Here is a 25,792-nt window from a genome sequence, read left to right on the forward strand (position 1 = left end):
ATATTTGCCGCTGAACTAATTATTATCAATGTTTAAAGCTAATTGAAAGTATGAAAACTAAAGTTTTATTGGCTGCTGTAGCAGTAGCTTTTTCTTTCGCTCTAACTTCTTGTGGTAACAAAAAAGCTGCTGATGCAAATGCGTCTGCCGGTGATTCTTGCTGTGCTGCACAGACAGAACAAGTTTGTGACTCTGCCAAGGCTTGTTGCCAGGCTGACGGATCCGCTGCCTGTGACAGTGCGAAATGTGACAAGGCTTGTGACAAAACTGCTTGTGACAAAACTGCCTGCGACAAGAAGGAGTGCGATAAGGCCTGCGACAAGAAGTAATTCAGGATTCGTATCGGATTGAACTATAGGAAAAAGGCGTACCATGACCGGTATGCCTTTTTTTTGTGATATATTTAAGCGAATGTTGTCAGCTAACTTATAAAATGATATTTATTCTTTGAAAAAAGTAATGAATTTATTTGTACGCTACAAAATAATCTCTACCTTTGCAGCATCAAGATAAAAAAAAGATGATTCAGAACTTTACATATATTCTACTGTGTGGTATTAGTATTCTACTGGCAAGGTTTAGTGGAAGTGAGTGCTGTGCGTAAATATATGTAGGACGAAACGATATATAGAAGCCTTTCTCACTTCCCCGGTGCGAAAGGCTTTTTTTATGGAATATAATTATAAATACAATAAACAATGAGTGACAAGTTATTTATTTTCGACACAACGCTCCGTGACGGTGAGCAGGTTCCGGGATGCCAGTTGAATACGGTAGAGAAAATTCAGGTAGCCAGGCAGCTGGAAGCTTTGGGCGTGGATGTGATTGAAGCCGGATTCCCGATTTCAAGTCCGGGGGACTTTAATTCCGTGATTGAGATTTCCAAAGCTGTGACATGGCCCACTATCTGTGCCTTGACACGTGCTGTCCAAAAAGATATCGACGTTGCGGCAGAGGCTTTGCAGTTTGCCAAACATAAGCGTATTCATACAGGCATCGGCACTTCCGATTCTCATATCAAGTATAAATTCAATTCCAACCGCGAGGAGATTATCGAACGTGCGGTAGCCGCCGTAAAGTATGCCCGCAGGTTTGTGGATGACGTGGAATTCTACGCTGAAGATGCCGGACGTACGGACAATGAGTATCTGGCCCGTGTGGTGGAAGCTGTGATCAAGGCGGGAGCTACGGTGGTGAACATTCCCGATACTACGGGATACTGCCTGCCGGACGAGTACGGTGCCAAGATTAGATATCTGATGGAAAACGTGGATGGTATTCACAATGCCATTCTCTCCACGCATTGTCATAATGACTTGGGGATGGCTACCGCAAACACGATGGCGGGAGTGCTGAATGGTGCGCGTCAGGTGGAGGTGACCATTAACGGTATAGGCGAGCGTGCCGGAAATACTTCTTTGGAGGAAGTGGCGATGATCATCAAATGTCATAAGGACATTGACATTGAAACCAACATCAATACCCAGAAGATTTATCCTACCAGCCGTATGGTATCCAGTCTGATGAACATGCCGGTGCAGCCCAATAAAGCCATCGTGGGACGCAATGCTTTTGCCCACTCTTCGGGGATTCATCAGGACGGCGTGCTGAAGAATGTGCAGACTTATGAAATTATCGATCCGCATGACGTAGGCATTGACGACAGTTCTATCGTACTGACCGCACGCAGCGGACGTGCAGCCCTGAAGAATCGTCTGCAGGTATTGGGGGTACAGCTGACCCAGGAGAAGCTGGATCATGTCTATGAAGAATTCTTGAAGCTTGCCGACAAGAAAAAAGACATCAATGATGATGATGTCCTGGTATTGGCGGGGGCTGACCGTACCCGGAACCACCGTATCAAACTGGAGTACCTGCAGGTGACCAGTGGAGTGGGAGTCCGTTCCGTAGCCAGTCTGGGGCTGAACATCTCCGGCGAGAAGTTTGAGGCGGCCGCCAGTGGAAACGGCCCGGTGGATGCGGCCATCAAGGCTCTGAAGAAAATCATCGACCGCCACATGACGCTGAAGGAATTTACAATCCAGGCTATCAGCAAGGGGAGTGACGATATGGGTAAGGTGCACATGCAGGTGGAATATGACAACCATGTATATTATGGCTTCGGTGCCAACACGGATATTATTGCCGCTTCGGTGGAAGCTTACATCGACTGTATCAATAAGTTTAAGAAGTAAAATGAATGGTTTGCAAGTTGCGTAGGTAAGATGCCGGGAAGGCTCTTGTTGCCCGTAGCTTGTAACAGACAACTAAAGAATATGAATACATTATTTGATAAAATCTGGGATGCCCACGTGGTGCAAAAAGTGGAGGATGGTCCCACACAGCTTTACATAGACAGGCTTTATTGCCATGAAGTAACCAGTCCGCAGGCTTTCTCCGGGCTGCGTGAACGGGGACTCAAGTGTTTCCGTCCGGAAAAGATTTTCTGTATGCCGGATCACAATACGCCGACGCATGACCAGGACAAGCCTATCGCGGACCCGGTGTCGAAGACCCAGGTGGATACGCTGGCCAGGAATGCGGAAGATTTTGGCTTGGCTCACTTTGGCATGATGGACAAGAAGAACGGTATTATCCATGTGGTAGGCCCCGAACGCGGACTGACTTTGCCGGGGATGACCATCGTGTGCGGTGACTCGCACACTTCTACCCACGGTGCCATGGGAGCGGTTGCTTTCGGCATCGGTACGAGTGAGGTGGAAATGGTGATGGCTTCGCAGTGTATCCTTCAGACCCGTCCCCAAACGATGCGCATCACTGTTGACGGCAAACTTGGCAAAGGGGTGACGGCAAAAGATGTGGCATTGTACATGATGTCGAAGATGACGACCAGCGGTGCCACCGGCTATTTTGTGGAGTATGCGGGCGAAGCGGTGCGCGGCCTGACTATGGAAGGCCGTCTGACCTTGTGCAATCTGAGTATAGAGATGGGAGCGCGCGGCGGTATGGTTGCTCCGGATGAAGTGACTTTCGAGTACATCAAAGGACGCGAATATGCTCCGAAGGGTGAGGCATGGGACAAGGCACTGGCCTATTGGAAAACGTTGAAGAGCGACGATAATGCCGTCTTCGACAAGGAGGTCCGTTTTGATGCGGCGGATATCGAGCCCATGATTACATACGGCACCAATCCCGGCATGGGCATGGGCATTACGCGGAATATTCCCACTACCGAGGGTATGGGCGAGGCTGCACAGGCTTCTTTCAGGAAATCTCTGGATTATATGGGCTTTCAGCCGGGCGAGAAATTGCTGGGCAAGAAGATTGACTACGTATTTCTGGGTGCCTGTACAAACGGGCGTATCGAGGATTTCCGTGCCTTTGCTTCCATTGTGAAGGGGCGTAAGAAGGCGGAGGATGTGGTGGCGTGGCTGGTTCCGGGCTCTTGGATGGTAGATGCGCAGATCCGTGAGGAAGGGATTGACAAGATACTCGAAGAGGCAGGCTTCGCCATTCGCCAGCCGGGATGTTCTGCCTGTCTGGCGATGAACGACGACAAGGTGCCCGCCGGCAAGTATGCCGTATCGACCAGCAACCGTAACTTTGAGGGACGCCAGGGACCGGGGGCGCGCACCTTGCTTGCCAGCCCCTTGGTAGCTGCCGCAGCTGCGGTGACAGGGGTGATTACGGATCCGAGAGAATTTATTTGAATTAGGGTTTACGACAGAGAGGATACAGGAGGCACAGATCTTTTTTTAGACAAAAGAACATAAGGACAAAAGAGCATAAGAGTAAAAGAACAAAAGAGTAAAAGTACAGAAAAGCAAGAGAATAAAAAGCAGAAGAACATAGGAATAAAAGAACTGATTTTGCTGTATTGCATAGTACTTTTCTGCATAGTTTATGTTCTTCTGTCTGAAAAAAAATAGAATCTGTCCGAAAACAATATGATTTGTCTGAAAGAAAACAACGTAATCTATCCGAAAACAATATAAGAGGAGAACCTCTATGTCCTCTACGGTGAACAAAGAACAATCTAATAACAGCAACAATGAAACAGAAATTCAATATCATAACAAGTACTTGTGTGCCCCTTCCGTTGGAGAATGTGGATACGGACCAGATTATTCCTGCACGCTTTCTGAAGGCGACTACCCGTGAAGAAAAATTTTTCGGTGATAATTTGTTCCGTGACTGGCGTTATCATCCGGATGGCTCCCTGAATAAGGACTTTGTGCTGAACAATCCCACTTATGGCGGGCAGATTTTGGTTGCAGGGAAGAATTTCGGTTCGGGCTCAAGCCGTGAGCATGCTGCCTGGGCCATTGCCGGCTATGGTTTCCGTGTAGTTGTATCGAGCTTCTTTGCCGATATCCACAAGAATAACGAGTTGAATAACTTTGTTCTTCCGGTGGTGGTGAGCGAACCGTTCTTGAAAGAACTGTTCGACTCCATCTCTGCCGATCCTAAAATGGAAGTGGAAGTGGACCTGCCCCAACAGACAATCACCAACAAGGCTACGGGCAAAAGCGAGCCTTTTGAAATCAATGCCTATAAGAAACATTGCCTGATGAATGGCCTGGACGACATTGATTTCCTGGTAGAAAACAAAGATAAGATAGAAACCTGGGAAAAGAAAAATGAAGCATAATCATCCGAAGATAGAAATCATGGATACCACGCTCCGCGACGGCGAACAGACCAGCGGAGTGTCCTTTGTACCTCATGAGAAACTGATGATTGCCCGTCTGCTGCTGGAGGAACTGAAAGTGGATAGGGTGGAGGTGGCATCTGCCCGTGTATCGGAAGGGGAGTTTGATGCGGTGAAGATGATTTGTGACTGGGCCGCCCGCCGGAATATGTTGCCGAAGGTGGAAGTGCTCGGTTTTGTGGACGGGCATACTTCGGTCGATTGGATTCACGCTACCGGTTGCCGTGTCATCAATCTGCTGTGCAAGGGCTCGTTGAAGCATTGTGCCTGCCAGCTTCAGAAATCTCCCGAAGAGCATATTGAAGATATCCTGGCAGTGGTGGGTTACGCCAATGAGCAGGATATGGAGGTGAACATCTACCTGGAAGACTGGAGCAACGGCATGAAAGATTCGCCCGAATATGTTTTCCGGTTGATGGATGCGCTGATGCAGACTCATATACAGCGCTATATGCTGCCCGATACATTGGGCATTTTGAATCCCCTGCAGGTCATTGAGTTTATGCGGAAGATGGTGAAACGCTATCCGTCGGCACACTTTGATTTCCATGCCCATAATGATTACGACCTTGCCGTCAGCAATGTGCTGGCAGCCGTACTGAGTGGCTGTAAAGGGTTGCATACCACGATCAACGGGTTGGGTGAGCGTGCCGGAAACGCGCCGCTTGCCAGCGTGCAGGCCATTTTGAAGGATCATTTCAGTGCCGTTACGAACATTGACGAGAGCCGCTTGAACGATGTGAGCCGCGTGGTGGAATCGTATTCGGGCATCGTGATTCCCGCCAACAAGCCGATTGTGGGTGAAAACGTGTTTACACAGGTGGCGGGCGTGCATGCCGACGGTGACAATAAAAGCAACCTCTATTGCAATGACCTCTTGCCCGAACGTTTCGGACGCAAGCGGGAGTATGCTCTGGGCAAGAACAGCGGCAAGGCAAACATACGGAAGAATCTGGAGGATCTGGGCTTGCAGCTGGATGAAGATGCCATGCGCAAGGTTACGGAACGTATAATCGAGCTGGGAGACAAGAAGGAACTGGTGACGCAGGAAGACTTGCCCTACATCGTGTCGGACGTCTTGAAGCATGGAGTGGTGGAAGAGCGTGTCAATCTCAAAAGCTATATCGTGAATCTGGCCTACGGGCTGAAGCCTATGGCTACGCTGAAGATAGAAATCAATGGCAAGGAATATGAAGAAAGTTCCAGTGGAGACGGTCAGTACGATGCTTTTGTACGGGCTTTGCGCAAGATATACAAAATAACGTTGGGACGCAAGTTCCCGATGCTGACGAATTATGCCGTGACCATTCCTCCCGGCGGTCGTACGGATGCTTTTGTGCAGACGGTTATCACCTGGAGCTTTGAAGACAAGGTGTTTCGCACACGCGGATTGGATGCCGACCAGACGGAGGCTGCCATCAAGGCGACTGTGAAAATGCTGAATATCATAGAAGGTGAATATGACAGAGCAACAGACTAATCTTTTGAACCAATGAAGGTGTTTAAGAAAATCTCTCTTTATTTTGAAGAGAACCCCAAGGTAAGTTATATTTGTTTCGCCTGTATGGTGCTGCTTTTCCGTGTACTTATGCGCTGGTGGGGTGGTGAGTTGTCTTTGGAGGGGTATGACCTGCTGGGGACGCTGATGTTGACCGCCGGTTTTGTAATGGGCGATAAGCAACGTCGCAAGAACAAGGCGATGAAAGATAAAATAACGAATGAATTAAAGAAGAAATAAACAATTATGGATTTTAAAATTGCAGTATTGGCCGGTGACGGTATCGGCCCGGAAATTTCCGCCGTAGGCGTGGAGGTAATGACCGCCGTTTGTGAGAAATTCGGACACAAGGTTAGTTATGAATATGCCATTTGCGGGGCAGATGCGATTGACAAAGTGGGTGACCCTTTTCCGGAGGAGACTTACCGGACTTGTAAGAATGCGGACGCCGTACTGTTCTCTGCCGTAGGCGACCCGAAATTCGACAATGACCCTACCGCCAAAGTACGCCCCGAACAAGGCCTGCTGGCTATGCGCAAGAAACTGGGACTGTTTGCCAATATCCGTCCGGTGCAGACTTTCAAATGTCTGCTGCATAAGTCTCCGCTCCGTGCGGAACTGGTAGAGGGTGCGGATTTCATCTGTATCCGTGAACTGACCGGTGGTATGTACTTCGGCGAAAAATACCAGGATAATGACAAGGCATACGACACGAACATGTACACCCGTCCCGAGATAGAACGCATCTTGAAAGTCGGCTTTGAATACGCCATGAAGCGTAACAGGCATCTCACGGTGGTCGATAAGGCGAATGTGCTTGCTTCAAGCCGCCTGTGGCGCCAGATTGCCCAGGAGATGGCGCCTCAATATCCGGAAGTGACTACCGACTACATGTTTGTGGATAATGCCGCCATGAAGATGATCCAGGAACCCAAATTCTTCGATGTGATGGTAACGGAGAACACGTTCGGTGATATCCTTACGGACGAGGGTTCGGTTATCAGCGGCTCTATGGGATTGCTTCCCTCTGCTTCCACGGGTGAAAGCACGCCGGTATTCGAACCGATTCACGGAAGCTGGCCGCAAGCCAAGGGCTTGAACATAGCCAATCCGTTGGCACAGGTTCTTTCCGTAGCCATGCTGTTCGAGTACTTCGACTTGAAAGAGGAAGGTGCGTTGATACGTAAGGTGGTGGATGCTTCGCTGGACGCCCATGTGCGTACACCCGAAATCCAGGTGGAAGGCGGTGCCAAGTATGGAACGAGAGAGGTGGGCGCCTGGATTGTGGAAGCCATCAAGCGCTAATCTTTATTAATGGAAGAAAGGAACAACAGGATTTTTCCTAACTTTGTAGGGCTGTACCGGGAATAACTTGGTACGGCCCTTTTTTATGGACGGTTCGCTTGTTCTCCGTGCCAAGGTGAGGTCGGAAAGTTAACGGGAAAATGGTACGGTATTACTATAAAAAGTTTGCGGTACAAGGAGAAAAGTTCCTTGTTGTATAAAGAGAACTCTGTTCACAGTGCGCGAACGGATATTCACAGTGCTTGAATATGTATTCGCACGGTGCGGACGGATATCCGCAGAGCTTGAACGGAGATTGTGATGAATCATGTTTGTTACTTGTGTCAGGTTGAAATAATCTATCTGTTATGGCAAAGATTGCAAAGAAATTGACGGAACTCATCGGTCATACGCCGTTGATGGAACTGGCCGGATATGGCCGTAAGTATGGGATGCGGAGGAATATAGTGGCTAAACTGGAAGCCTTTAATCCGGCGGGAAGCGTAAAGGATCGTGTGGCGCTTGCCATGATTGAAGATGCCGAAGCACGCGGGGCCTTGAGTCCCGGTGCCACCATCATAGAGCCTACCAGCGGGAATACAGGGGTGGGGCTGGCGATGGTGGCTACCATCAAAGGGTATCATCTGATACTGACCATGCCCGAGACGATGAGCGTTGAACGACGGAATCTGCTGAAAGCGCTGGGTGCCGAGATCGTGTTGACTGACGGATTGGCAGGCATGGCGGGCTCTATTGCCAAGGCTGAAGAACTGCGTGAAACGATCCCCGGCTCCGTTATTTTGCAGCAGTTTGAAAACCCTGCCAATGCAAAGGCTCATGAACTGGCCACCGGTGAGGAAATCTGGACAGATACGGAGGGTAAAGTGGAGGTTTTTGTTGCAGGTGTGGGTACAGGAGGTACGGTGTGCGGAGTGGCGCGTGCTTTGAAAAAACATAACCCCGGTATCTATATTGTTGCCGTGGAACCTGCATCTTCTCCTGTATTGGAGGGTGGAGAAGCAGGGCCGCACCGCATACAGGGTATCGGAGCCAATTTCATCCCTTCCATTTATGACGCCTCTGTGGTGGATGAGGTGATTCCGGTTCCCGATGATGAAGCCATCCGTGCCGGCCGCGAGCTCTCTTCTACAGAAGGGCTGCTGGCGGGGATATCCTCCGGTGCGGCTGTCTATGCGGCCCGTTTGTTGGCAGAGCGCCCGCAGATGGCGGACAAGATGATTGTGGCTTTGCTGCCCGATACGGGTGAGAGATATTTGTCAACAGAGTTGTTCGCTTTTGATACCTATCCTTTGGATTGATAATAAAACCGTAATATGAAGAAATTGATTCTTTCTTGCCTTCTGTGGGGCGCAGCAGCGGTCCCGGCATTTGCCCAGACTTATGAGGAACTTAGTGAGCGTGCCGTTGCCGCTACGGAACAAGACAGCTTGGCACAGGCCGAGGAGTATATCCGGAAGGCGCTGAAACTGGAACCTGCCAATCCGCATAATGCCCTGTTGTTTTCCAATCTGGGCACGATACAACGCCGTCAGCGCGACTATGAAAAGGCGCTTGAATCTTATACGTTCGCACTGAACATCGCGCCGCGCACGGTACCTATCCTGCTGAACCGTGCCGCCTTGTATCTTGAACTGGGTAAGGATGAACTGGCAAGGGTAGATTATTCGCTTGTCTTGGACATGGAAACCGGCAATCAGGAGGCCTTGCTGATGCGTGCCTATATCTACAGGCAGAAACGGGACTATAAAGCTGCAAGGTCTGATTATGAACGGCTTCTGAAACTTAATCCGCTGAGTTATAACGGACGTTTGGGGCTTGCCACGTTGGAGCAGAAAGAGGGCAACTATGAGGAGGCGCTTTCTTTGTTAAACAGAATGATAGCGGATAAGACGGATGGAACGGCACAAATCAGTACTCCGCTTTATGCTTTGCTTTATGTGGCACGTGCCGGAGTGGAACAGGATATGAAGCATACTGATCTGGCTTTGATAGATTTGGAGGAAGCCGTCAGCCTGGATGCCTCGCAGCCGGAAACCTATCTGACGCGGGGGCAAATTTATCTTTCCCAGAAGAAAAAGGACTTGGCGAAACGTGATTTCGAGAAGGCTGTATCTTTGGGGATCCCCCAGTCAGAGGTGCGTGAGTTGTTGCAAAGATGTAAATAATAGTTAATGATATTTCTTTATCAGTTCAACGAAATCTTTTCCATATTTTTTCTTTTTATATTCACCTATGCCACTGATATTCCCGAATGCTTCTATGGTAGTGGGGCGGGAGGTGCTGAGCAGGTGGAGCACCTTGTCCGAAAGCACTATATAGGCGGGGAGCGCTTCTTGGTCGGCAAGGCGTTTCCGGAGTTGGCGCAGGGCTTCAAACAACTCTCCGTTTTCTGTGTTGGGCAGTCCCAATGGCAGTTCCGGAGCAGGAGCCGTGGACTTGCGCTTGCGTCCGCGTTTGCTGTCTGCCGCTTCTTCACGCCGGATCACCACTAATTGTGCATTGGCTCTTCCAAACAGGACATCGCTTCCGCTTGCAGTGATTTTCAAGTGGTTGTTCTCATTATAGGCAATTTCGAAGTAACCTAACTGGAGCATCTGCAGCAGGTAATCCTGCCAGTCGCGGGCGGGTACTTCACGTCCGGCACCGAAGGTTTTCAGATGGTGGTAGCCCCGTTCCGCTATTTCGGGACTCAAGGTGCCCCGTAATATATCCACCAGGATGCCCGTTCCTATTTGCTGGTCGGTACGTACAATGGCGCTCAACGCTTTTTGTACGATTATTGTACCGTCAAAACGTTCCGGAGGATTTTTGCATACGTCGCAGTTTCCGCAGTCGTGAGTAGTGTTTTCCCCGAAATAACTGAGCAGGATACGGCGGCGGCAGATGTCGGCTTCAGCATATTGCTGCATGCGTTGCAGCTTCTCTATATTGATGCTTTGCTGTCCGCTTTCCGTAGCAAATTTAGTAAGCAGGATGAGGTCCGCGAGGGAATAGAAGAGCAGAGTGTCGCTGGGCAGTCCGTCCCGTCCGGCACGGCCTATTTCCTGATAGAAACTCTCGATGCTTTTGGGCAGATTGTAGTGAATGACCCATCGTACATTACTCTTGTCGATGCCCATGCCGAAAGCGATTGTGGCGCATACTACTTGTACACGGTCATTGATGAAATCATCTTGTGCCCTGTCCCTTTTGTCGGCAGATAGCCCGGCGTGGTAAACGGCTGCCTTGATGCCCTGCTTCTGCAACATTTGGGCTACAGACTCCGTCTTGCTCCGGCTCATGCAATAGATGACGCCGCTCTCTCCCGGATGCCTGCCGATGAAGTCAAGGATGGCTTTGCTTTTCTCCTTCTGCTGATAGCCCCGCTTTACGGCAAGGCTGAGGTTGGGACGGTCAAAAGAAGAAATGAAAATCTTCGGTTGCTCAAGATGAAGTTGTTTAATAATATCTTCGCGGGTAATTTTGTCGGCCGTAGCGGTCAGCGCAATGATGGGGACGTGCGGGAACTGTTGGTGTAGGATGCCCATTTGGGTGTATTCCGGACGGAAGTCATGTCCCCATTGTGAGATGCAATGGGCTTCATCGATGGCGAACAATGAAATGTGCATGTCCCGTAGCAGGTAATTGGCTTCGGCCAACAGTTTTTCGGGTGAGATATAGAGCAGTTTCAGCTTGCCTTCCGTGCAGGCACGGCGTAGGGCGGCGTTTGCCGTCTCGTCATTGTTGCTGTTCAGCGCACCGGCGGCTATGCCGTTGGCAACCAAGGATTCAACCTGGTCTTTCATCAAGGAAATCAGGGGAGAAACCACCACGGCAGTGCCTTCGCAGAGCAAGGCGGGAAGCTGGTAGCAAATGGATTTTCCGCCCCCTGTGGGCATCAGTACCAGTGCGTCCTTGCGGGCCAGCAGATGACGGATGATTTCTTCTTGCAAAGGACGGAAACTGTCGTAACCGAAGTATGTTTTCAGTGTTTGTAGCATAAAGTTCGGGGCATATATTCTGAGGTGCAAAGGTACATTAATTATTGTATAAACTACAAACAGAAATGCAAGTGTGTTTTTATATCATAATCTTTTAATAAAAAGTTAAAGTTTCTTATTAATTAGTTCAGAAGCCTTCTTTTCAACCTTTTTCGTTGTTTATCTATCAAAAATATGTACTTGAAAAGTTGCGTATTAAAAAAAAATGTCAGACTTTTGTAAAGTCTAAGGGAAAATCCTTTGGATTTCCATTTTTAAACAACCCTAACCAGTTAATTCAATGAGTGATTTAGAAAACAAGGCGCAGGAAAAGGAACCGAAGAAACGTCCTTACAACCTGCGTGAGAAGAAAGAAAAGGACGCTGCATACCGTTCGCTGATACGTCCGGAGTTGGCAGACGAGTTGTATGACAAGATTATGAATATCGTTGTCGTTGGCAAGAAGTATAGGGATCAGGATTATTCTGCCAAGGATTTGGCTAAAGAGTTGCAGACCAATACCCGCTACTTGTCTGCAGTCGTGAATTCGCGTTTCGGCATGAATTATTCTTGCTTACTGAATGAATATAGAGTAAAAGAAGCTATGCATCTGTTGACAGATAAAAGATATGCCGACAAAAATGTGGAAGAGATCAGTACGATGGTTGGTTTTGCTAACCGTCAGTCATTCTACGCTGCCTTTTACAAAAATGTAGGTGAGACACCTAACGGTTATCGTAAAAGACACGCGGAAAAAAAGAAATAACCCTGCATGGTTGAATGAATAGAAAGGAAATATTCCGGAACGGTTGTTTCGGGATACTTCCTTTTCGTCTTTTTTAAACCAACACTCTATATACTCCCGACACATGAAGAAACAACTAATTTCTATGGTAGCCGCCCTCTCGTTATTGACAGCTTGTGGCGGAACCCGAAAAACAACTGCCGAGGCAGAAAAATTTGATTACACAGTGGAACAATTTGCAGATTTACAGATTTTACGCTATCGCGTACCCGGTTTTGAGGATTTATCGCTCAAACAAAAAGAGTTGGTTTATTACCTGACGGAGGCTGCTTTGCAGGGAAGAGATGTTCTGTTTGACCAGAATGGTAAATACAATCTGACCATCCGCCGGATGCTGGAGGCGGTTTATACCGGCTATAAAGGAGATAGGAGCACTCCCGACTTCAAGGCTATGGAGGTTTATCTGAAGCGGGTATGGTTTTCCAACGGTATCCATCACCATTATGGCTGTGAGAAGTTTACGCCGGGATTTACGCCGGATTTCTTCAGAAAGGCAGTGCAGAGTGTGGACGCTTCTGCCTTGCCGCTTGCCGGAGGGCAGACCGTGGAACAGTTGTGCGAGGAGGTTTTCCCCGTCATGTTCGATCCCGGGGTAATGCCGAAGCGGGTGAACCAGGCTGCCGGTGAGGACTTGGTGTTGACTTCCGCCTGCAACTACTACGAAGGCGTGACGCAGAAGGAGGCTGAGGACTTTTATAATGCCCTCAAGGATCCGAAAGATGAAACACCCGTTTCATACGGACTGAACAGCCGTCTGGTAAAAGTGGACGGCAAGGTCCGGGAGAAAGTATGGAAAGCGGGCGGTCTTTACGGGCCTGCCATTGAGAAGATTGTCTATTGGCTGAAGAAGGCGGAAGGCGTTGCAGAGACACCCGGGCAGAAAGCGGTGATTGCCAAACTGGTGGAATTCTACGAGACCGGTGATTTGAAGGCCTTTGATGAATATGCCATTCTTTGGGTGAAGGATTTGGATTCACGCGTTGACTTTGTGAACGGATTTACCGAAAGCTACGGAGATCCTCTTGGCATGAAGGCCAGTTGGGAGTCTTTGGTGAATTTCAAGGATTTGGAGGCTACCCGTCGCACGGAATTGATCAGTGGCAATGCACAGTGGTTTGAAGACCGTTCTCCGGTAGAGAAGCAATTCAAGAAGGAGGAAGTGAAGGGGGTATCGGCCAAGGTCATTACTGCCGCCATCTTGGCAGGCGATTTATATCCTGCTACCGCCATCGGCATTAACTTGCCCAATGCGAACTGGATCCGCAGTCAGCACGGTTCCAAGTCTGTGACGATTGGCAACATCACCGATGCTTACAACAAGGCTGCGCACGGCAACGGTTTCAACGAAGAGTTTGTATATAGCGACACCGAACTTCAGCTGATAGACAAGTATGCCGACCTGACCGGTGACCTGCATACCGACTTGCATGAATGTCTGGGACATGGTTCGGGAAAGCTTCTGCCGGGTGTTGATCCGGATGCGTTGAAAGCATACGGCTCTACCATCGAGGAAGCCCGTGCCGATTTGTTCGGACTCTATTATGTGGCAGATCCGAAACTGGTGGAATTGGGACTGACTCCGGACGCTGATGCTTTTAAAGCCGAATACTATACTTATCTGATGAACGGGCTGATGACGCAACTGGTCCGCATCGAACCGGGCAATCATGTGGAGGAAGCACACATGCGCAACCGTCAGCTCATTGCCCGTTGGGTGTTTGAGAAGGGAGCCGCCGACAAAGTGGTGGAAATGGTGAAGAAAGACGGCAAGACTTACGTGGTGGTGAACGACTACGGAAAACTCCGTCAGCTGTTTGGCGAATTGCTTGCCGAGATACAGCGGATCAAGTCCACCGGAGATTTTGAGGCTGCCCGTGATTTGGTGGAAACGTATGCGGTGAAAGTCGATCCGGTTTTGCATGCCGAAGTGCTGGAGCGTTACAAGAAACTCAATCTGGCGCCTTATAAAGGCTTTGTCAATCCCAAGTATGAAGCCGTGACGGATGCCGACGGTAAGATTACCGATGTGAAAGTGACTTATGACGAAGGCTATGCCGAACAGATGTTGCGTTATAGCAAGGACTATTCCAATCTGCCTTCGATGAATAATTAAAAGACAACTTCGCGCCCTGCGCGACTCTAATAATGGAATTACAAGAACAACTGAAAGAAATAAAGACACAGCTCCGTCTCTCCATGAACGGGGCTGTGTCCCAAAGTATGCGTGAGAAAGGTTTGGCATACAAGCTGAACTTTGGTGTGGAACTGCCCCGTATCAAAAGTATAGCCGAAGGATATCCGAAAGACCATGCGCTGGCACAGGCCCTCTGGAAAGAAGAGATCCGCGAGTGCAAGATATTGGCGGGACTTTTGCAGCCGGCAGATAGTTTCCTTCCTGAAATAGCGGATATCTGGGTGGAAGATATCCGTAACATCGAGATAGCCGAACTTACCTGTATGAACCTGTTCCAGTATCTGCCTTATGCTCCGGCAAAGTCTTTCCACTGGATTGCAGATGAAAGGGAATATGTCCAAGTCTGCGGTTTCCTCACCATTGCCCGCTTGCTGATGAAGAAGGGAGATATGAATGAACGGGTGGAGAACGAATTCCTGGACCAGGCGGTCTGTGCTTTCCTTTCGGGCACCTACCATGTGCGTAATGCGGCCATGACGGCCATACGGCGTTTCATGCAGCACAAGGAAGAGAATGCTTTTCAAGTGTGCCGCCGTGTGGAAGGCATGAAGGACTCTGTTTCCGAGGCCGAACAATTGTTATATAATCTTGTGAGGGAGGAAATTGCTTAGAATCGTGCATTTTTTGTTCTATTCTGGTTTGCTTTCCACAAAAAAGGATTAACTTTGTTGGCCGTAAAAGCTGCGCCGTCAAATGGAAAGTCAGAATGTGAAAGATACAGTAAGGCAGATATTCACCGAATATCTGAATGCGAACGGGCATCGCAAGACTCCCGAACGTTATGCCATACTTGACACCATTTACTCTATAGAAGGACATTTCGACATTGACACGCTCTACTCACTGATGGCCGACCAGGAAAACTTCCGCGTCAGCCGTGCTACACTTTACAACACTATAATTTTGCTTATCAATGCCCGTTTGGTTATCAAGCACCAGTTCGGCAACTCTTCACAATACGAAAAATGCTATAATCGCGACACACACCACCATCAAATCTGCACGCAGTGCGGAAAGGTGACGGAGTTTCAGAATGAAGAGTTGCAGCATGCTATCGAGAATACCAAGTTGAGCCGCTTCAACCTGACGCATTACTCCTTATATCTGTATGGACTTTGCAGCAAGTGCGACCGGGCGAACAAACGGAAAAAGAAGAATAATAACCATAAGAAAGAAAAATGAAAGTAGATGTTCTATTAGGATTACAATGGGGCGACGAAGGCAAAGGCAAAGTCGTTGACGTATTAACTCCGAGATATGACGTGGTGGCACGTTTCCAAGGTGGACCGAATGCCGGACATACATTGGAATTCGAGGGTCAGAAGTACGTGCTCCGTTCCATTCCTTCGGGAATTTTCCAGGGTGACAAGGTAAATATCATCGGTAACGGTGTTGTGCTTGATCCGGCTCTTTTCAAGGCGGAAGCAGAAGCATTGGAGGCTTCCGGCCATAATTTGAAGGAACGCCTGCACATCTCCAAGAAGGCGCACCTCATCCTGCCTACCCACCGTATATTGGATGCCGCCTACGAAGCAGCCAAGGGTGATGCGAAAGTGGGGACAACCGGCAAGGGCATCGGCCCTACCTATACAGACAAAATAAGCCGTAACGGTGTGCGTGTAGGAGATATCCTGTCCGATTTTGAAAAGAAATATGCCGCTGCCAAGGCCCGTCACGAACAGATATTGAAAGAGATGAATTACGACTATGACCTCAGCGAACTGGAGGAAGCATGGTTTGAAGGCATCGAATATCTGAAACAGTTCCAGCTGGTGGACAGCGAGCATGAAATCAACCGCTTGCTGGATGCAGGCAAGTCCGTGTTGTGTGAAGGTGCACAAGGTACGATGCTTGACATCGATTTCGGCTCTTATCCCTTCGTGACTTCTTCCAATACGATTTGTGCGGGTGCATGTACCGGTCTGGGTGTGGCTCCCAATAAGATAGGTGAAGTATATGGTATCTTCAAGGCCTATTGTACCCGCGTGGGTGCAGGCCCGTTCCCCACGGAACTGTTCGACAAGACCGGTGACCAGATTTGTACGCTGGGACATGAGTTCGGTTCGGTGACAGGACGCAAGCGCCGTTGCGGCTGGATTGACCTGGTTGCCTTGAAATATGCCATCATGGTGGACGGCGTCACCAAGCTGATCATGATGAAGAGTGACGTGCTCGATTCTTTTGAAACCATCAAGGCTTGCGTAGCCTATAAGGTGAATGGTGAAGAAATCGATTATTTCCCGTATGATATTGAAGGCGACATCGAACCGGTTTATGTGGAGTTGCCGGGTTGGCAGACGGATATGACCAAGATGCAGAGCGAGGATGAGTTCCCCGAAGAATTCAACGCTTATCTGTCATTCCTGGAAGAACAGTTGGGTGTGCCCATCAAGATTGTGTCATTAGGTCCTGACCGTGAGCAGACCATCGAACGCTATACCGGAGAATAATATAAACTGATAACCCCGGGCACGGATTGTATGGATTTCTCGGTCTTGTATGAAGAACCGCAGGTGTCTGTACAATCCGTGCCTTTTTTTATTTTGTTGTTATGAAAACACGGATTGTCTTATTTTTGCTTTTATGTTGTCTTCTTCCGTCTGTGAAGGCTCAACCCTATCAGCCTGCCGAAGAGAATCTGAAGTCCCGTCAGGAATTCCGGAACAGTCGTTTTGGTATCTTCCTGCACTGGGGAGTATATAGCATGCTTGCCACCGGCGAGTGGACCATGACCAACAATAATCTGAATTATAAAGAATATGCCAAGTTGGCGGGAGGTTTCTATCCCGCTAAGTTCGACGCGGCCCGGTGGGTATCTGCCATCAAGGCTTCCGGTGCGAAATACATCTGTTTCACCACACGCCACCATGACGGATTCTCCATGTTCCATACAAAATATTCAGACTACAACATTGTAGATGCCACCCCTTTCAAAAGAGATGTTCTGAAAGAACTGGCAGATGAGTGCCACAAGCAGGGCATCCGCCTGCACCTTTACTATTCGCACATCGACTGGTATCGTGAAGATGCCCCGTGGGGACGTACCGGACGCGGGACAGGACGGCCGAATCCGAAGGGCGACTGGAACAGCTACTATCAGTTCATGAACAACCAGCTGACCGAATTGCTTACCAATTATGGAGAGATAGGAGCCATCTGGTTTGACGGCTGGTGGGACCAGGATCAGAATCCGGATTTTGACTGGCAATTGCCCGGACAATATGCCATGATACACCGTCTGCAACCTGCCTGTCTGGTTGGCAACAATCATCATCAAGTACCTTTTGAGGGTGAGGATATCCAGATCTTTGAGCGTGACCTGCCGGGCGAGAACCGTGCCGGACTTTCCGGCCAGGACGTCAGCTCTCTGCCTTTGGAGACTTGCGAGACGATGAATGGCATGTGGGGGTATAAAATCACCGACCAGAACTATAAGTCTGCCAAGACATTGATTCACTACTTGGTGAAAGCTGCCGGAAAGGATGCCAATCTGCTGATGAATATAGGCCCTCAGCCGGACGGCGAACTGCCAGCCGTGGCTTTGGAGCGTCTGGCAGAAGTGGGAGAGTGGATGAAAGTGTATGGTGAGACCATCTACGGCACCCGTGGCGGCTGTGTGGCCCCGCATCCTTGGGGCGTGACCACGCAGAAAGGAAACAAATTATACGTGCATATCCTCGAATTGCAAGATAAAGCCCTTTTCCTGCCATTGGAAGGCAAGAAGGTGAAGAAAGCGGTAGGCTACGCCGACCGTCTTCCGGTGAAGTTCCGTAAGTGTGAGGGTGGGGTGATGCTCTATCTGCCGGAAGTTCCGACGGATATTGATAAAGTGATAGAACTGGATGTTGAATGATTCACAAATCATGATTCATAACTCATAATTCACAATTCAAAATTATTTAATTCTTCCTAAAAGATAAGGGAAACTGCGGCAATGTTCCGGGTTTCCCTTTATTTTTGGCAAACAATTTGTTATACAATTGAGAGACGACAGATTTATTCACAAATTAAAGAAAGAAAATTATGGGAACAGGAATGATAGGAATACAATGGATTCTTTTTATTGGTATCGCCGTGGTGAGTTGGCTGGTACAGATGAACCTGCAGAACAAGTTCAAGAAGTACTCTAAAATCCCTACCGGAAACGGAATGACCGGAGCCGACGTGGCTTTGAAGATGTTGCACGACAATGGGATCTATGATGTCACCGTAACACATACTCCCGGACATCTGACGGACCATTATAATCCTACCGACAAGACGGTGAATCTGAGTGAAAGTGTTTATAACAGCAACAGCATCATGGCTGCCGCCGTAGCTGCCCACGAGTGCGGCCATGCCGTGCAGCATGCACGTGCATACGCTCCGCTGACAATGCGCAGCAAGCTGGTGCCGGTAGTGTCTTTTGCTTCACAGTGGATGACGTGGGTGTTGCTGGCAGGTATTCTGATGCTGAACTCTTTTCCGCAGTTGCTGTTGGCGGGCATCATCCTGTTTGCGATGACTACGCTGTTCAGCTTCATCACTTTGCCGGTGGAGATCAATGCAAGCAAGCGGGCGTTGGTATGGCTCAGCGGTTCCGGCATTACCAACTCTTATAATCATGCGCAGGCGGAAGATGCGCTCCGTTCGGCTGCTTATACGTATGTGGTGGCTGCGCTCGGTTCGTTGGCAACGCTGATTTATTATATCACGATCTTCTTGGGACGCAGAGAGTAAACGCATGATGCAAATATACCAGACAGACCATCTGTTCACCCGGAACAGATGGTCTGTCTGCGTTAAATGGATGATGCGTTTTTGTTGCTTTTATGTAGCGGTAATAGCATAAAGGTAAGTATTCTCTTTTCTTAATCAATAAAATGCTGTAACTTTGTCGTCCGATTTTTAAAGTAATTGAAACGATTATGGCAGCTAAACCCAGTATTCCGAAGGGAACCCGTGACTTCTCGCCTGTAGAAATGGCGAAGCGTAACTATATATTTAATACCATTCGTGATGTATATCATCTTTACGGTTTCCAGCAGATAGAAACGCCTTCCATGGAAATGCTTTCTACCTTGATGGGAAAATACGGTGAAGAAGGCGACAAACTCTTGTTCAAGATACAGAACTCCGGTGATTACTTTTCCGGTCTGACGGACGAGGAATTGCTGAGCCGTAATGCTGCCAAACTTGCCAGCAAATTCTGCGAGAAAGGCTTGCGTTATGACCTCACCGTACCTTTTGCCCGTTATGTGGTGATGCACCGGGATGAAATCACCTTCCCTTTCAAGCGTTACCAGATACAGCCTGTCTGGCGTGCCGACCGTCCGCAGAAGGGACGTTACCGTGAATTTTATCAGTGTGATGCCGACGTAGTAGGTAGTGACTCTCTTTTGAATGAAGTGGAATTGATGCAGATAGTCGATACGGTGTTTACACACTTCGGCATTCGTGTTTGCATCAAGATCAATAACCGCAAGATTCTGAGTGGTATCGCCGAAATCATTGGAGAATCGGACAAGATTGTCGATATCACTGTCGCAATAGACAAACTGGACAAGATAGGTCTGGACAATGTCAATGCCGAGCTGAAAGAAAAAAATATCAGTGATGAGGCCATTGCCAAACTGCAACCCATCATCTTGTTGAGTGGAACCAATGAAGAGAAACTGCTTACCTTGAAAGAGGTGCTTGCCGCCAGCGAAACCGGCCTGAAGGGTGTGGAGGAAAGTGAGTTCATATTGAAGACGCTTTCGGTGCTCGGCTTGAACAATGAGATAGAACTTGACTTGACTCTGGCCCGTGGCTTGAACTACTACACCGGTGCCATCTTTGAGGTAAAGGCGCTGGATGTACAGATAGGCAGTATTACCGGTGGCGGACGTTACGACAACTTGACGGGCGTGTTCGGCATGTCCGGTGTCAGTGGTGTAGGTATCTCGTTCGGTGCGGACCGCATCTTTGATGTGCTGAACCAGCTTGACCTCTACCCGAAGGAAGCAGTCAACGGTACACAATTGCTGTTCATCAACTTTGGTGAGAAAGAAGCCGCTTTCTCTCTGGACGTGCTTGCCAAGGTGCGCGCGGCAGGTATCCGTGCCGAGATATTCCCCGATGCGAGCAAGATGAAGAAACAGATGGGATACGCCAATTCCAAAGGCATACCATTTGTGGCTTTAGTGGGCGAGAATGAGATGAATGAAGGTAAGGTCACTTTGAAGAATATGGAGACCGGCGAACAGAAACTCGTCTCTCCTCAGGAGCTGATTAGCGAACTGAATTAATAAAAACTGAAATACTTTTAAAAAGGAGCGGCTTTGTGCTCCTTTTTTTGTATATTTAGGGCACGAATGTAGAGTTTGTAATAGGGGTGTAGGATGAATGTAACACTCCGCTTCTATTTTTGCAGTGACAATAAAAAAGGAGGTTCGTATGGTTTCCGTGGAATTTAAACAAGAAAAGCACAATGCCCTCGTCAGTTTTTTGATGATTGTCATAGCGGTGTTGTTTCTACTTTATATGGGCAGTTCGCTGGTGCATTCCACCAAGGCGTTTTGGGAGAGCTATTCCCTTGAGGAATTGTTGGATTAGAAAAGGGGCAAGATAGATGATATTGTATTTTACCGGAACCGGAAATTCCCGTTGGGTTGCCGAACGGCTTGCTGAAGCTACACATGACACGATTCTCAGTATTGCAGACTGTTTGAAACAGAAGGTGATGCCCGAAGAATTGGCCGGTACCGAGAAGATAGGCCTTGTCTTTCCGGTGCATTCCTGGTATGCGCCGCGTGTAGTGGTCGATTTCCTGTCCCGGCTCCAGTTGCCCCGTTGCCGGTATCGTTACGCTGTATGTACCTGTGGTGACGATGTGGGGAAAGGCATGAGTCGTCTGGCGAAACATTTTCCTGTGGATGCAGCCTGGTCCGTTGCCATGCCCAATACGTATGTTCCCATGTTCAACCTGGATAGCGAAACGCTTTGCCGGAAGAAAATAGAGGAAGCGCGCCGGCAGGTGGCCTCCATTGCAGAAGAAGTGCTTCAACAGAAAAAAGTATGGAAAGTGCATGAAGGCGGAGCCGCCTGGCTGAAAACCTATGCCGTAAATCCTTTATTTGTTCGTTTTACAATCAGTTCCAAGGGGTTCCATGTAGATGAAGGCTGTATCTCTTGCGGGATATGCGCCAAATCATGCCCGGTAGGAAATATCAGTATGACAGACGGCCGTCCGGTCTGGAGAAAGCAGTGCATCCATTGTATGGCTTGTGTGCATGCTTGTCCCCGGGAAGTGATACAGTACGGGAAAACGACCCGGAATAAGGGCCGCTATCGGTTGGCGGACTATCTGTAATTGTTTTCTTGCCATAATAAACCATCTCCTTGCCATTTTGTCAGTCTTCTCCTGCCAAACAAACACTTTCATGCTTTGGCACACTTTTCGTAATTCTTTCGGTGCTTGCATAAAGCAAACCTATTAATATAATAATGTATAACATATAAAAAACAAAAGAACTATGAACATTAAACCATTGGCAGACAGAGTGCTGATACTCCCTGCTCCTGCAGAAGAAAAGACAATTGGCGGTATCATTATTCCTGATACAGCGAAAGAAAAACCTTTGAAGGGTGAAGTGATTGCAGTAGGCAACGGAACAAAAGACGAAGAGATGGTGTTGAAGGTTGGCGATACAGTGTTGTATGGCAAGTATGCCGGTACTGAGCTGGAAGTTGAAGGAGCCAAATACCTCATCATGCGTCAAAGCGATGTGCTCGCTGTTTTGGGATAAAATAATTATGAATTTTGAATGATGAATTATTTCGTAACGGAATGATTGTAATTCAGAGTTCTACATTCAAAAACTTATAAATCAAAATTACTAAAGTTATGGCAAAAGAAATATTATTCAATATCGATGCCCGCGACCAATTGAAAAAAGGTATCGATACACTGGCAAATGCAGTAAAAGTAACTCTCGGTCCTAAAGGCCGTAACGTCATCATCGAAAAGAAATTCGGTGCTCCCCACATCACTAAAGACGGTGTAACGGTTGCAAAAGAAGTGGAACTGGCTGATGCTTACCAGAATACGGGTGCACAGTTGGTGAAGGAAGTTGCTTCCAAGACCGGTGACGATGCTGGTGACGGTACAACGACTGCTACCGTTCTGGCACAGGCTATCGTAGCCGAAGGCTTGAAGAACGTGACTGCCGGCGCAAGCCCCATGGACATCAAACGCGGTATCGACAAGGCTGTTGCCAAGGTGGTGGAATCCATTAAGGGCCAGGCCGAAATGGTAGGTGACAACTACGACAAGATTGAACAGGTAGGTACGGTATCTGCCAACAACGATCCGGTTATCGGTAAATTGATTGCTGACGCTATGCGCAAGGTTTCTAAGGATGGTGTTATCACTATTGAAGAAGCCAAGGGTACCGATACTACCATCGGTGTGGTAGAAGGCATGCAGTTCGATCGTGGTTATCTTTCCGCCTACTTCGTTACCAATACGGAGAAGATGGAGTGCGAGATGGAGAAACCGTATATCTTGATTTATGACAAGAAGATTTCCAACCTGAAAGATTTCTTGCCTATCCTCGAACCGGCTGTACAGACCGGCCGTCCTCTGTTGGTCATTGCAGAAGATGTGGATAGCGAGGCTTTGACTACGCTGGTTGTAAACCGTCTGCGTTCTCAGTTGAAGATTTGTGCCGTGAAGGCTCCGGGCTTCGGTGACCGCCGTAAGGAAATGCTGGAAGATATCGCCGTATTGACCGGTGGTGTGGTCATCAGCGAGGAAAAAGGCTTGAAACTGGAACAGGCTACTATCGAAATGTTGGGTACTGCTGACAAGGTGACTGTTTCCAAAGACAACACGACTATCGTAAACGGTGCCGGTGCTAAAGAAAACATCAAGGAACGTTGCGAGCAAATCAAGGCGCAGATTGCTGCTACCAAGTCTGACTATGACAAGGAAAAACTGCAGGAACGTCTGGCCAAGTTGTCCGGTGGTGTAGCTGTTCTTTATGTAGGCGCTGCTTCCGAAGTGGAAATGAAGGAAAAGAAAGACCGTGTTGACGATGCGCTCCGTGCTACCCGTGCGGCTATCGAAGAAGGTATCGTTGCAGGTGGTGGTGTAGCTTACATCCGTGCCCTCGATGCGCTGGAAGGCCTTAAGGGTGACAATGTAGATGAGACTACCGGTATCGACATCATCAAGCGTGCCATCGAAGAACCTTTGCGCCAGATTGTTGCCAACGCAGGCAAGGAAGGTGCGGTGGTTGTACAGAAAGTACGTGAAGGCAAGGCTGACTTCGGTTACAATGCCCGTACTGATGTTTACGAAAACTTGCATGCTGCCGGTGTGGTAGATCCTGCCAAGGTAACCCGTGTAGCTCTTGAGAACGCTGCTTCCATTGCAGGTATGTTCCTGACTACCGAATGTGTTATCGTGGAGAAGAAAGAAGATAAGCCCGAAATGCCGATGGGCGCTCCCGGAATGGGAGGTATGGGCGGAATGATGTAATATCGCCTTCCCCTGATCTCTTGATCACATAATAGCAGCCGTGGTATCCGTCCCGATGGATACCACGGCTTTTTTGTACTTCCTTCCTTGCACTTGTCAATTAGGAACGTGTAAAATTACAAAACTGTTACAAAAGTGATTAATTTTAATATCTTTTGTTCGCTATTGTTGTTTATATGATAAAAAATGATATCTTTATGCCTTATAAGGAGAACCTGGTCAACAAGAACTATTAATCTTTTTAATTTTAAGAGAATATGAACAAAAGCGAAATTGGACTGAATGCAGGCAAGGTCTGGCAGTTGCTCAGCGATTATGCCAAATGGAGTTACGGAGCTTTGAAGAAAAAGTCCGGGCTGGAAGACAAAGAACTGGGAGCCGCATTAGGTTGGCTTGCCCGTGAAGACAAGATTGAAATGTACGAGGATAATGGCGAGCTTTACGTATCGTTGGGCGTGAATGTTTATATCGGATGATACGGACGGATCGATTGGAGTCGAATTTCTGGAGAGGGGGACATTGATTGGTAACAGGGAAGGATTTCCGGCAAGTTACAAATCAGTGTCCCTTTCCTTTTTTATGTTATAGAATATTCTTTCCTTTGCACATCTTTTCAATCTGTATAATTAAAACGACTATGAGAAGTTTTGCATCTGACAATAATTCCGGTGTGCATCCTTTGGTTATGGAAGCACTGAACCGGGCCAATCAAGACCATGCCGTAGGTTACGGTGATGATCCCTGGACAGAGGAAGCAGTCCGTAAAATCAGGGAGGCCTTTGCCCCCGACTGCGAACCTTTGTTTGTATTCAATGGTACAGGCAGCAATGCGGTGGCCCTGCAGCTTTGCACGCGCCCTTATCATTCTATTATCTGTGCGGAAACGGCACATATTTATGTGGACGAATGCGGGGCTCCTGCTCGTATGACAGGTTGTCAGATTCGTCCCGTCGGGACTCCTGACGGCAAGTTGACGCCCGGTTTGGTCCGTCCTTATCTTTGCCACTTCGGCGAGCAGCACCATTCGCAGCCCGGTGCCATTTATATTTCCCAGTGTACGGAATTGGGCACGGTGTATAGCCCCGATGAAATCCGTGCCCTCACGAAACTGGCTCATCAGCATGGCATGTATGTCCACATGGACGGAGCACGTCTGGCAAATGCCTGTGCCGCCTTGGGGCTCGGCTTCAAGGAGCTGACAGTAGATTGCGGCATTGATGTCCTTAGTTTCGGTGGGACGAAGAATGGGCTGATGCTGGGGGAGAGTGTGATTGTTTTCAATCCGGCATTGAAGAAAGAGGCGTACTTTGTGCGTAAGCAGTCGGCGCAGCTTGCCTCCAAACTGCGTTATCTGTCTTGCCAGTTTACTGCCTATCTGACGGATGACCTTTGGCTGAAAAATGCAAGGCATGCCAATGAGATGGCCCGGAAGTTATACGAGGGGCTGAAGACTCTGCCCGACGTACACTTCACCCAGAAGGTGGAAAGTAACCAGCTTTTCCTGACGATGCCCCGTCCGGTCATTGACGAACTTCTGAAAAACTACTTCTTCTACTTTTGGAATGAGGCGATTGATGAGGTACGTTTTGTTACATCTTTTGATACGACTGAGAAGGATATCGAAGAATTGCTCCAAGCTTTGCACAGAGCCTTTAAATAACCCCTTCCGGAGATTTACTGACTTCTCTCCGGCATTTATGGGTAACACTCTGACGGTCTGGTTTAGTGTAAATATTTAGATATGACGAAAAGCTCCTTGCCTTCGCAGGCCGGGAGCTTTTGCTTGAATACCTGTCGTTTTTAATTTTCGTTTACGTATTTTAGTGTTCTGAAAACCAAAATGGCTTGTTGTTT

24 protein-coding genes are annotated in these 25,792 nt (G+C 48.4%); 23 read left to right on the forward strand and 1 reads right to left on the reverse strand.

Annotated elements, in window-relative coordinates:
* Positions 1–50 precede the first annotated feature (50 nt).
* The 9 genes from HMPREF9446_RS00420 to HMPREF9446_RS00460 all read left to right on the forward strand — a co-directional run bounded on the left by HMPREF9446_RS00420 (position 51) and on the right by HMPREF9446_RS00460 (position 9,640).
* On the forward strand, positions 51–329 hold the full coding sequence (locus HMPREF9446_RS00420) for a hypothetical protein (RefSeq protein ID WP_009123456.1): 279 nt from the start codon (positions 51–53) through the stop codon (positions 327–329).
* Positions 330–698: 369 nt separating this feature from the next.
* Entirely contained in the window at positions 699–2,195 is a 1,497-nt protein-coding gene (locus HMPREF9446_RS00425; protein WP_009123457.1) for a 2-isopropylmalate synthase, read from the forward strand.
* Positions 2,196–2,276: 81 nt separating this feature from the next.
* Complete coding sequence (gene leuC / locus HMPREF9446_RS00430) at positions 2,277–3,671, forward strand: 3-isopropylmalate dehydratase large subunit (RefSeq protein WP_039968160.1); 1,395 nt, start codon at positions 2,277–2,279, stop codon at positions 3,669–3,671.
* A gap of 341 nt (positions 3,672–4,012) precedes the next feature.
* Positions 4,013–4,612 (forward strand): 3-isopropylmalate dehydratase small subunit, encoded by a 600-nt coding sequence (leuD, locus tag HMPREF9446_RS00435; protein ID WP_009123459.1) that lies wholly within the window; start codon positions 4,013–4,015, stop codon positions 4,610–4,612.
* On the forward strand, positions 4,602–6,152 hold the full coding sequence (locus HMPREF9446_RS00440) for an alpha-isopropylmalate synthase regulatory domain-containing protein (RefSeq protein ID WP_009123461.1): 1,551 nt from the start codon (positions 4,602–4,604) through the stop codon (positions 6,150–6,152). The genes leuD and HMPREF9446_RS00440 overlap by 11 nt, the downstream gene beginning before the upstream one ends.
* A gap of 12 nt (positions 6,153–6,164) precedes the next feature.
* Complete coding sequence (locus tag HMPREF9446_RS00445) at positions 6,165–6,410, forward strand: hypothetical protein (RefSeq protein WP_009123462.1); 246 nt, start codon at positions 6,165–6,167, stop codon at positions 6,408–6,410.
* 6 nt (positions 6,411–6,416) lie between these two features.
* Entirely contained in the window at positions 6,417–7,475 is a 1,059-nt protein-coding gene (leuB, locus tag HMPREF9446_RS00450; RefSeq protein WP_009123463.1) for a 3-isopropylmalate dehydrogenase, read from the forward strand.
* A gap of 347 nt (positions 7,476–7,822) precedes the next feature.
* The gene (gene cysK / locus HMPREF9446_RS00455) at positions 7,823–8,773 is read left to right on the forward strand and encodes a cysteine synthase A (RefSeq protein ID WP_009123464.1); all 951 of its coding nucleotides are present in this window, start codon (positions 7,823–7,825) and stop codon (positions 8,771–8,773) included.
* 15 nt (positions 8,774–8,788) lie between these two features.
* Positions 8,789–9,640 (forward strand): tetratricopeptide repeat protein, encoded by an 852-nt coding sequence (locus HMPREF9446_RS00460; protein WP_009123465.1) that lies wholly within the window; start codon positions 8,789–8,791, stop codon positions 9,638–9,640.
* A gap of 3 nt (positions 9,641–9,643) precedes the next feature.
* Here HMPREF9446_RS00460 and recQ read toward each other — a convergent pair whose 3' ends face one another.
* A complete protein-coding gene (gene recQ / locus HMPREF9446_RS00465; protein WP_009123466.1) occupies positions 9,644–11,455 on the reverse strand; it encodes a DNA helicase RecQ in 1,812 nt (603 codons plus the stop codon).
* A gap of 280 nt (positions 11,456–11,735) precedes the next feature.
* On the opposite strand from recQ, the gene HMPREF9446_RS00470 reads away from it, so the two are divergent.
* The 14 genes from HMPREF9446_RS00470 (at position 11,736) to HMPREF9446_RS00530 (ending at position 25,598) form a co-directional block, all read left to right on the forward strand.
* Positions 11,736–12,200, forward strand: coding sequence for a helix-turn-helix domain-containing protein (locus tag HMPREF9446_RS00470; RefSeq protein ID WP_009123468.1), 465 nt, complete (start codon positions 11,736–11,738; stop codon positions 12,198–12,200).
* Positions 12,201–12,303: 103 nt separating this feature from the next.
* Complete coding sequence (locus tag HMPREF9446_RS00475; protein ID WP_009123469.1) at positions 12,304–14,352, forward strand: dipeptidyl-peptidase 3 family protein; 2,049 nt, start codon at positions 12,304–12,306, stop codon at positions 14,350–14,352.
* A gap of 32 nt (positions 14,353–14,384) precedes the next feature.
* The gene (locus HMPREF9446_RS00480; RefSeq protein WP_009123470.1) at positions 14,385–15,044 is read left to right on the forward strand and encodes a DNA alkylation repair protein; all 660 of its coding nucleotides are present in this window, start codon (positions 14,385–14,387) and stop codon (positions 15,042–15,044) included.
* Between the two features lie 82 nt (positions 15,045–15,126).
* The gene (locus HMPREF9446_RS00485) at positions 15,127–15,615 is read left to right on the forward strand and encodes a Fur family transcriptional regulator (protein WP_009123471.1); all 489 of its coding nucleotides are present in this window, start codon (positions 15,127–15,129) and stop codon (positions 15,613–15,615) included.
* Positions 15,612–16,883 (forward strand): adenylosuccinate synthase, encoded by a 1,272-nt coding sequence (locus tag HMPREF9446_RS00490; protein WP_009123472.1) that lies wholly within the window; start codon positions 15,612–15,614, stop codon positions 16,881–16,883. Before HMPREF9446_RS00485 ends, HMPREF9446_RS00490 begins: the two co-directional genes overlap by 4 nt.
* Positions 16,884–16,984: 101 nt before the next feature.
* Complete coding sequence (locus tag HMPREF9446_RS00495; protein WP_039968163.1) at positions 16,985–18,286, forward strand: alpha-L-fucosidase; 1,302 nt, start codon at positions 16,985–16,987, stop codon at positions 18,284–18,286.
* A 170-nt stretch (positions 18,287–18,456) separates the two neighbouring features.
* On the forward strand, positions 18,457–19,152 hold the full coding sequence (locus HMPREF9446_RS00500; protein ID WP_009123474.1) for a zinc metallopeptidase: 696 nt from the start codon (positions 18,457–18,459) through the stop codon (positions 19,150–19,152).
* A gap of 188 nt (positions 19,153–19,340) precedes the next feature.
* Positions 19,341–20,702 (forward strand): histidine--tRNA ligase, encoded by a 1,362-nt coding sequence (gene hisS, locus HMPREF9446_RS00505; RefSeq protein ID WP_009123475.1) that lies wholly within the window; start codon positions 19,341–19,343, stop codon positions 20,700–20,702.
* Between the two features lie 148 nt (positions 20,703–20,850).
* Positions 20,851–21,009 (forward strand): hypothetical protein, encoded by a 159-nt coding sequence (locus HMPREF9446_RS18855; RefSeq protein ID WP_172634234.1) that lies wholly within the window; start codon positions 20,851–20,853, stop codon positions 21,007–21,009.
* A 16-nt stretch (positions 21,010–21,025) separates the two neighbouring features.
* Positions 21,026–21,766, forward strand: coding sequence for an EFR1 family ferrodoxin (locus tag HMPREF9446_RS00510; RefSeq protein WP_009123477.1), 741 nt, complete (start codon positions 21,026–21,028; stop codon positions 21,764–21,766).
* Between the two features lie 163 nt (positions 21,767–21,929).
* Complete coding sequence (locus HMPREF9446_RS00515) at positions 21,930–22,202, forward strand: co-chaperone GroES (protein ID WP_009123478.1); 273 nt, start codon at positions 21,930–21,932, stop codon at positions 22,200–22,202.
* A gap of 98 nt (positions 22,203–22,300) precedes the next feature.
* Positions 22,301–23,938, forward strand: a complete 1,638-nt coding sequence (gene groL, locus HMPREF9446_RS00520; protein WP_009123479.1) for a chaperonin GroEL — start codon at positions 22,301–22,303, stop codon at positions 23,936–23,938.
* 257 nt (positions 23,939–24,195) lie between these two features.
* Positions 24,196–24,414 carry a winged helix-turn-helix domain-containing protein gene (locus HMPREF9446_RS00525; RefSeq protein ID WP_009123480.1) on the forward strand — a complete coding sequence of 73 codons (219 nt, stop codon included), beginning with the start codon at positions 24,196–24,198 and terminating at the stop codon, positions 24,412–24,414.
* 161 nt (positions 24,415–24,575) lie between these two features.
* The gene (locus tag HMPREF9446_RS00530; protein WP_009123481.1) at positions 24,576–25,598 is read left to right on the forward strand and encodes a threonine aldolase family protein; all 1,023 of its coding nucleotides are present in this window, start codon (positions 24,576–24,578) and stop codon (positions 25,596–25,598) included.
* Positions 25,599–25,792 lie beyond the last annotated feature (194 nt).

It is taken from the genome of Bacteroides fluxus YIT 12057, assembly GCF_000195635.1.
GTDB lineage: Bacteria > Bacteroidota > Bacteroidia > Bacteroidales > Bacteroidaceae > Bacteroides > Bacteroides fluxus.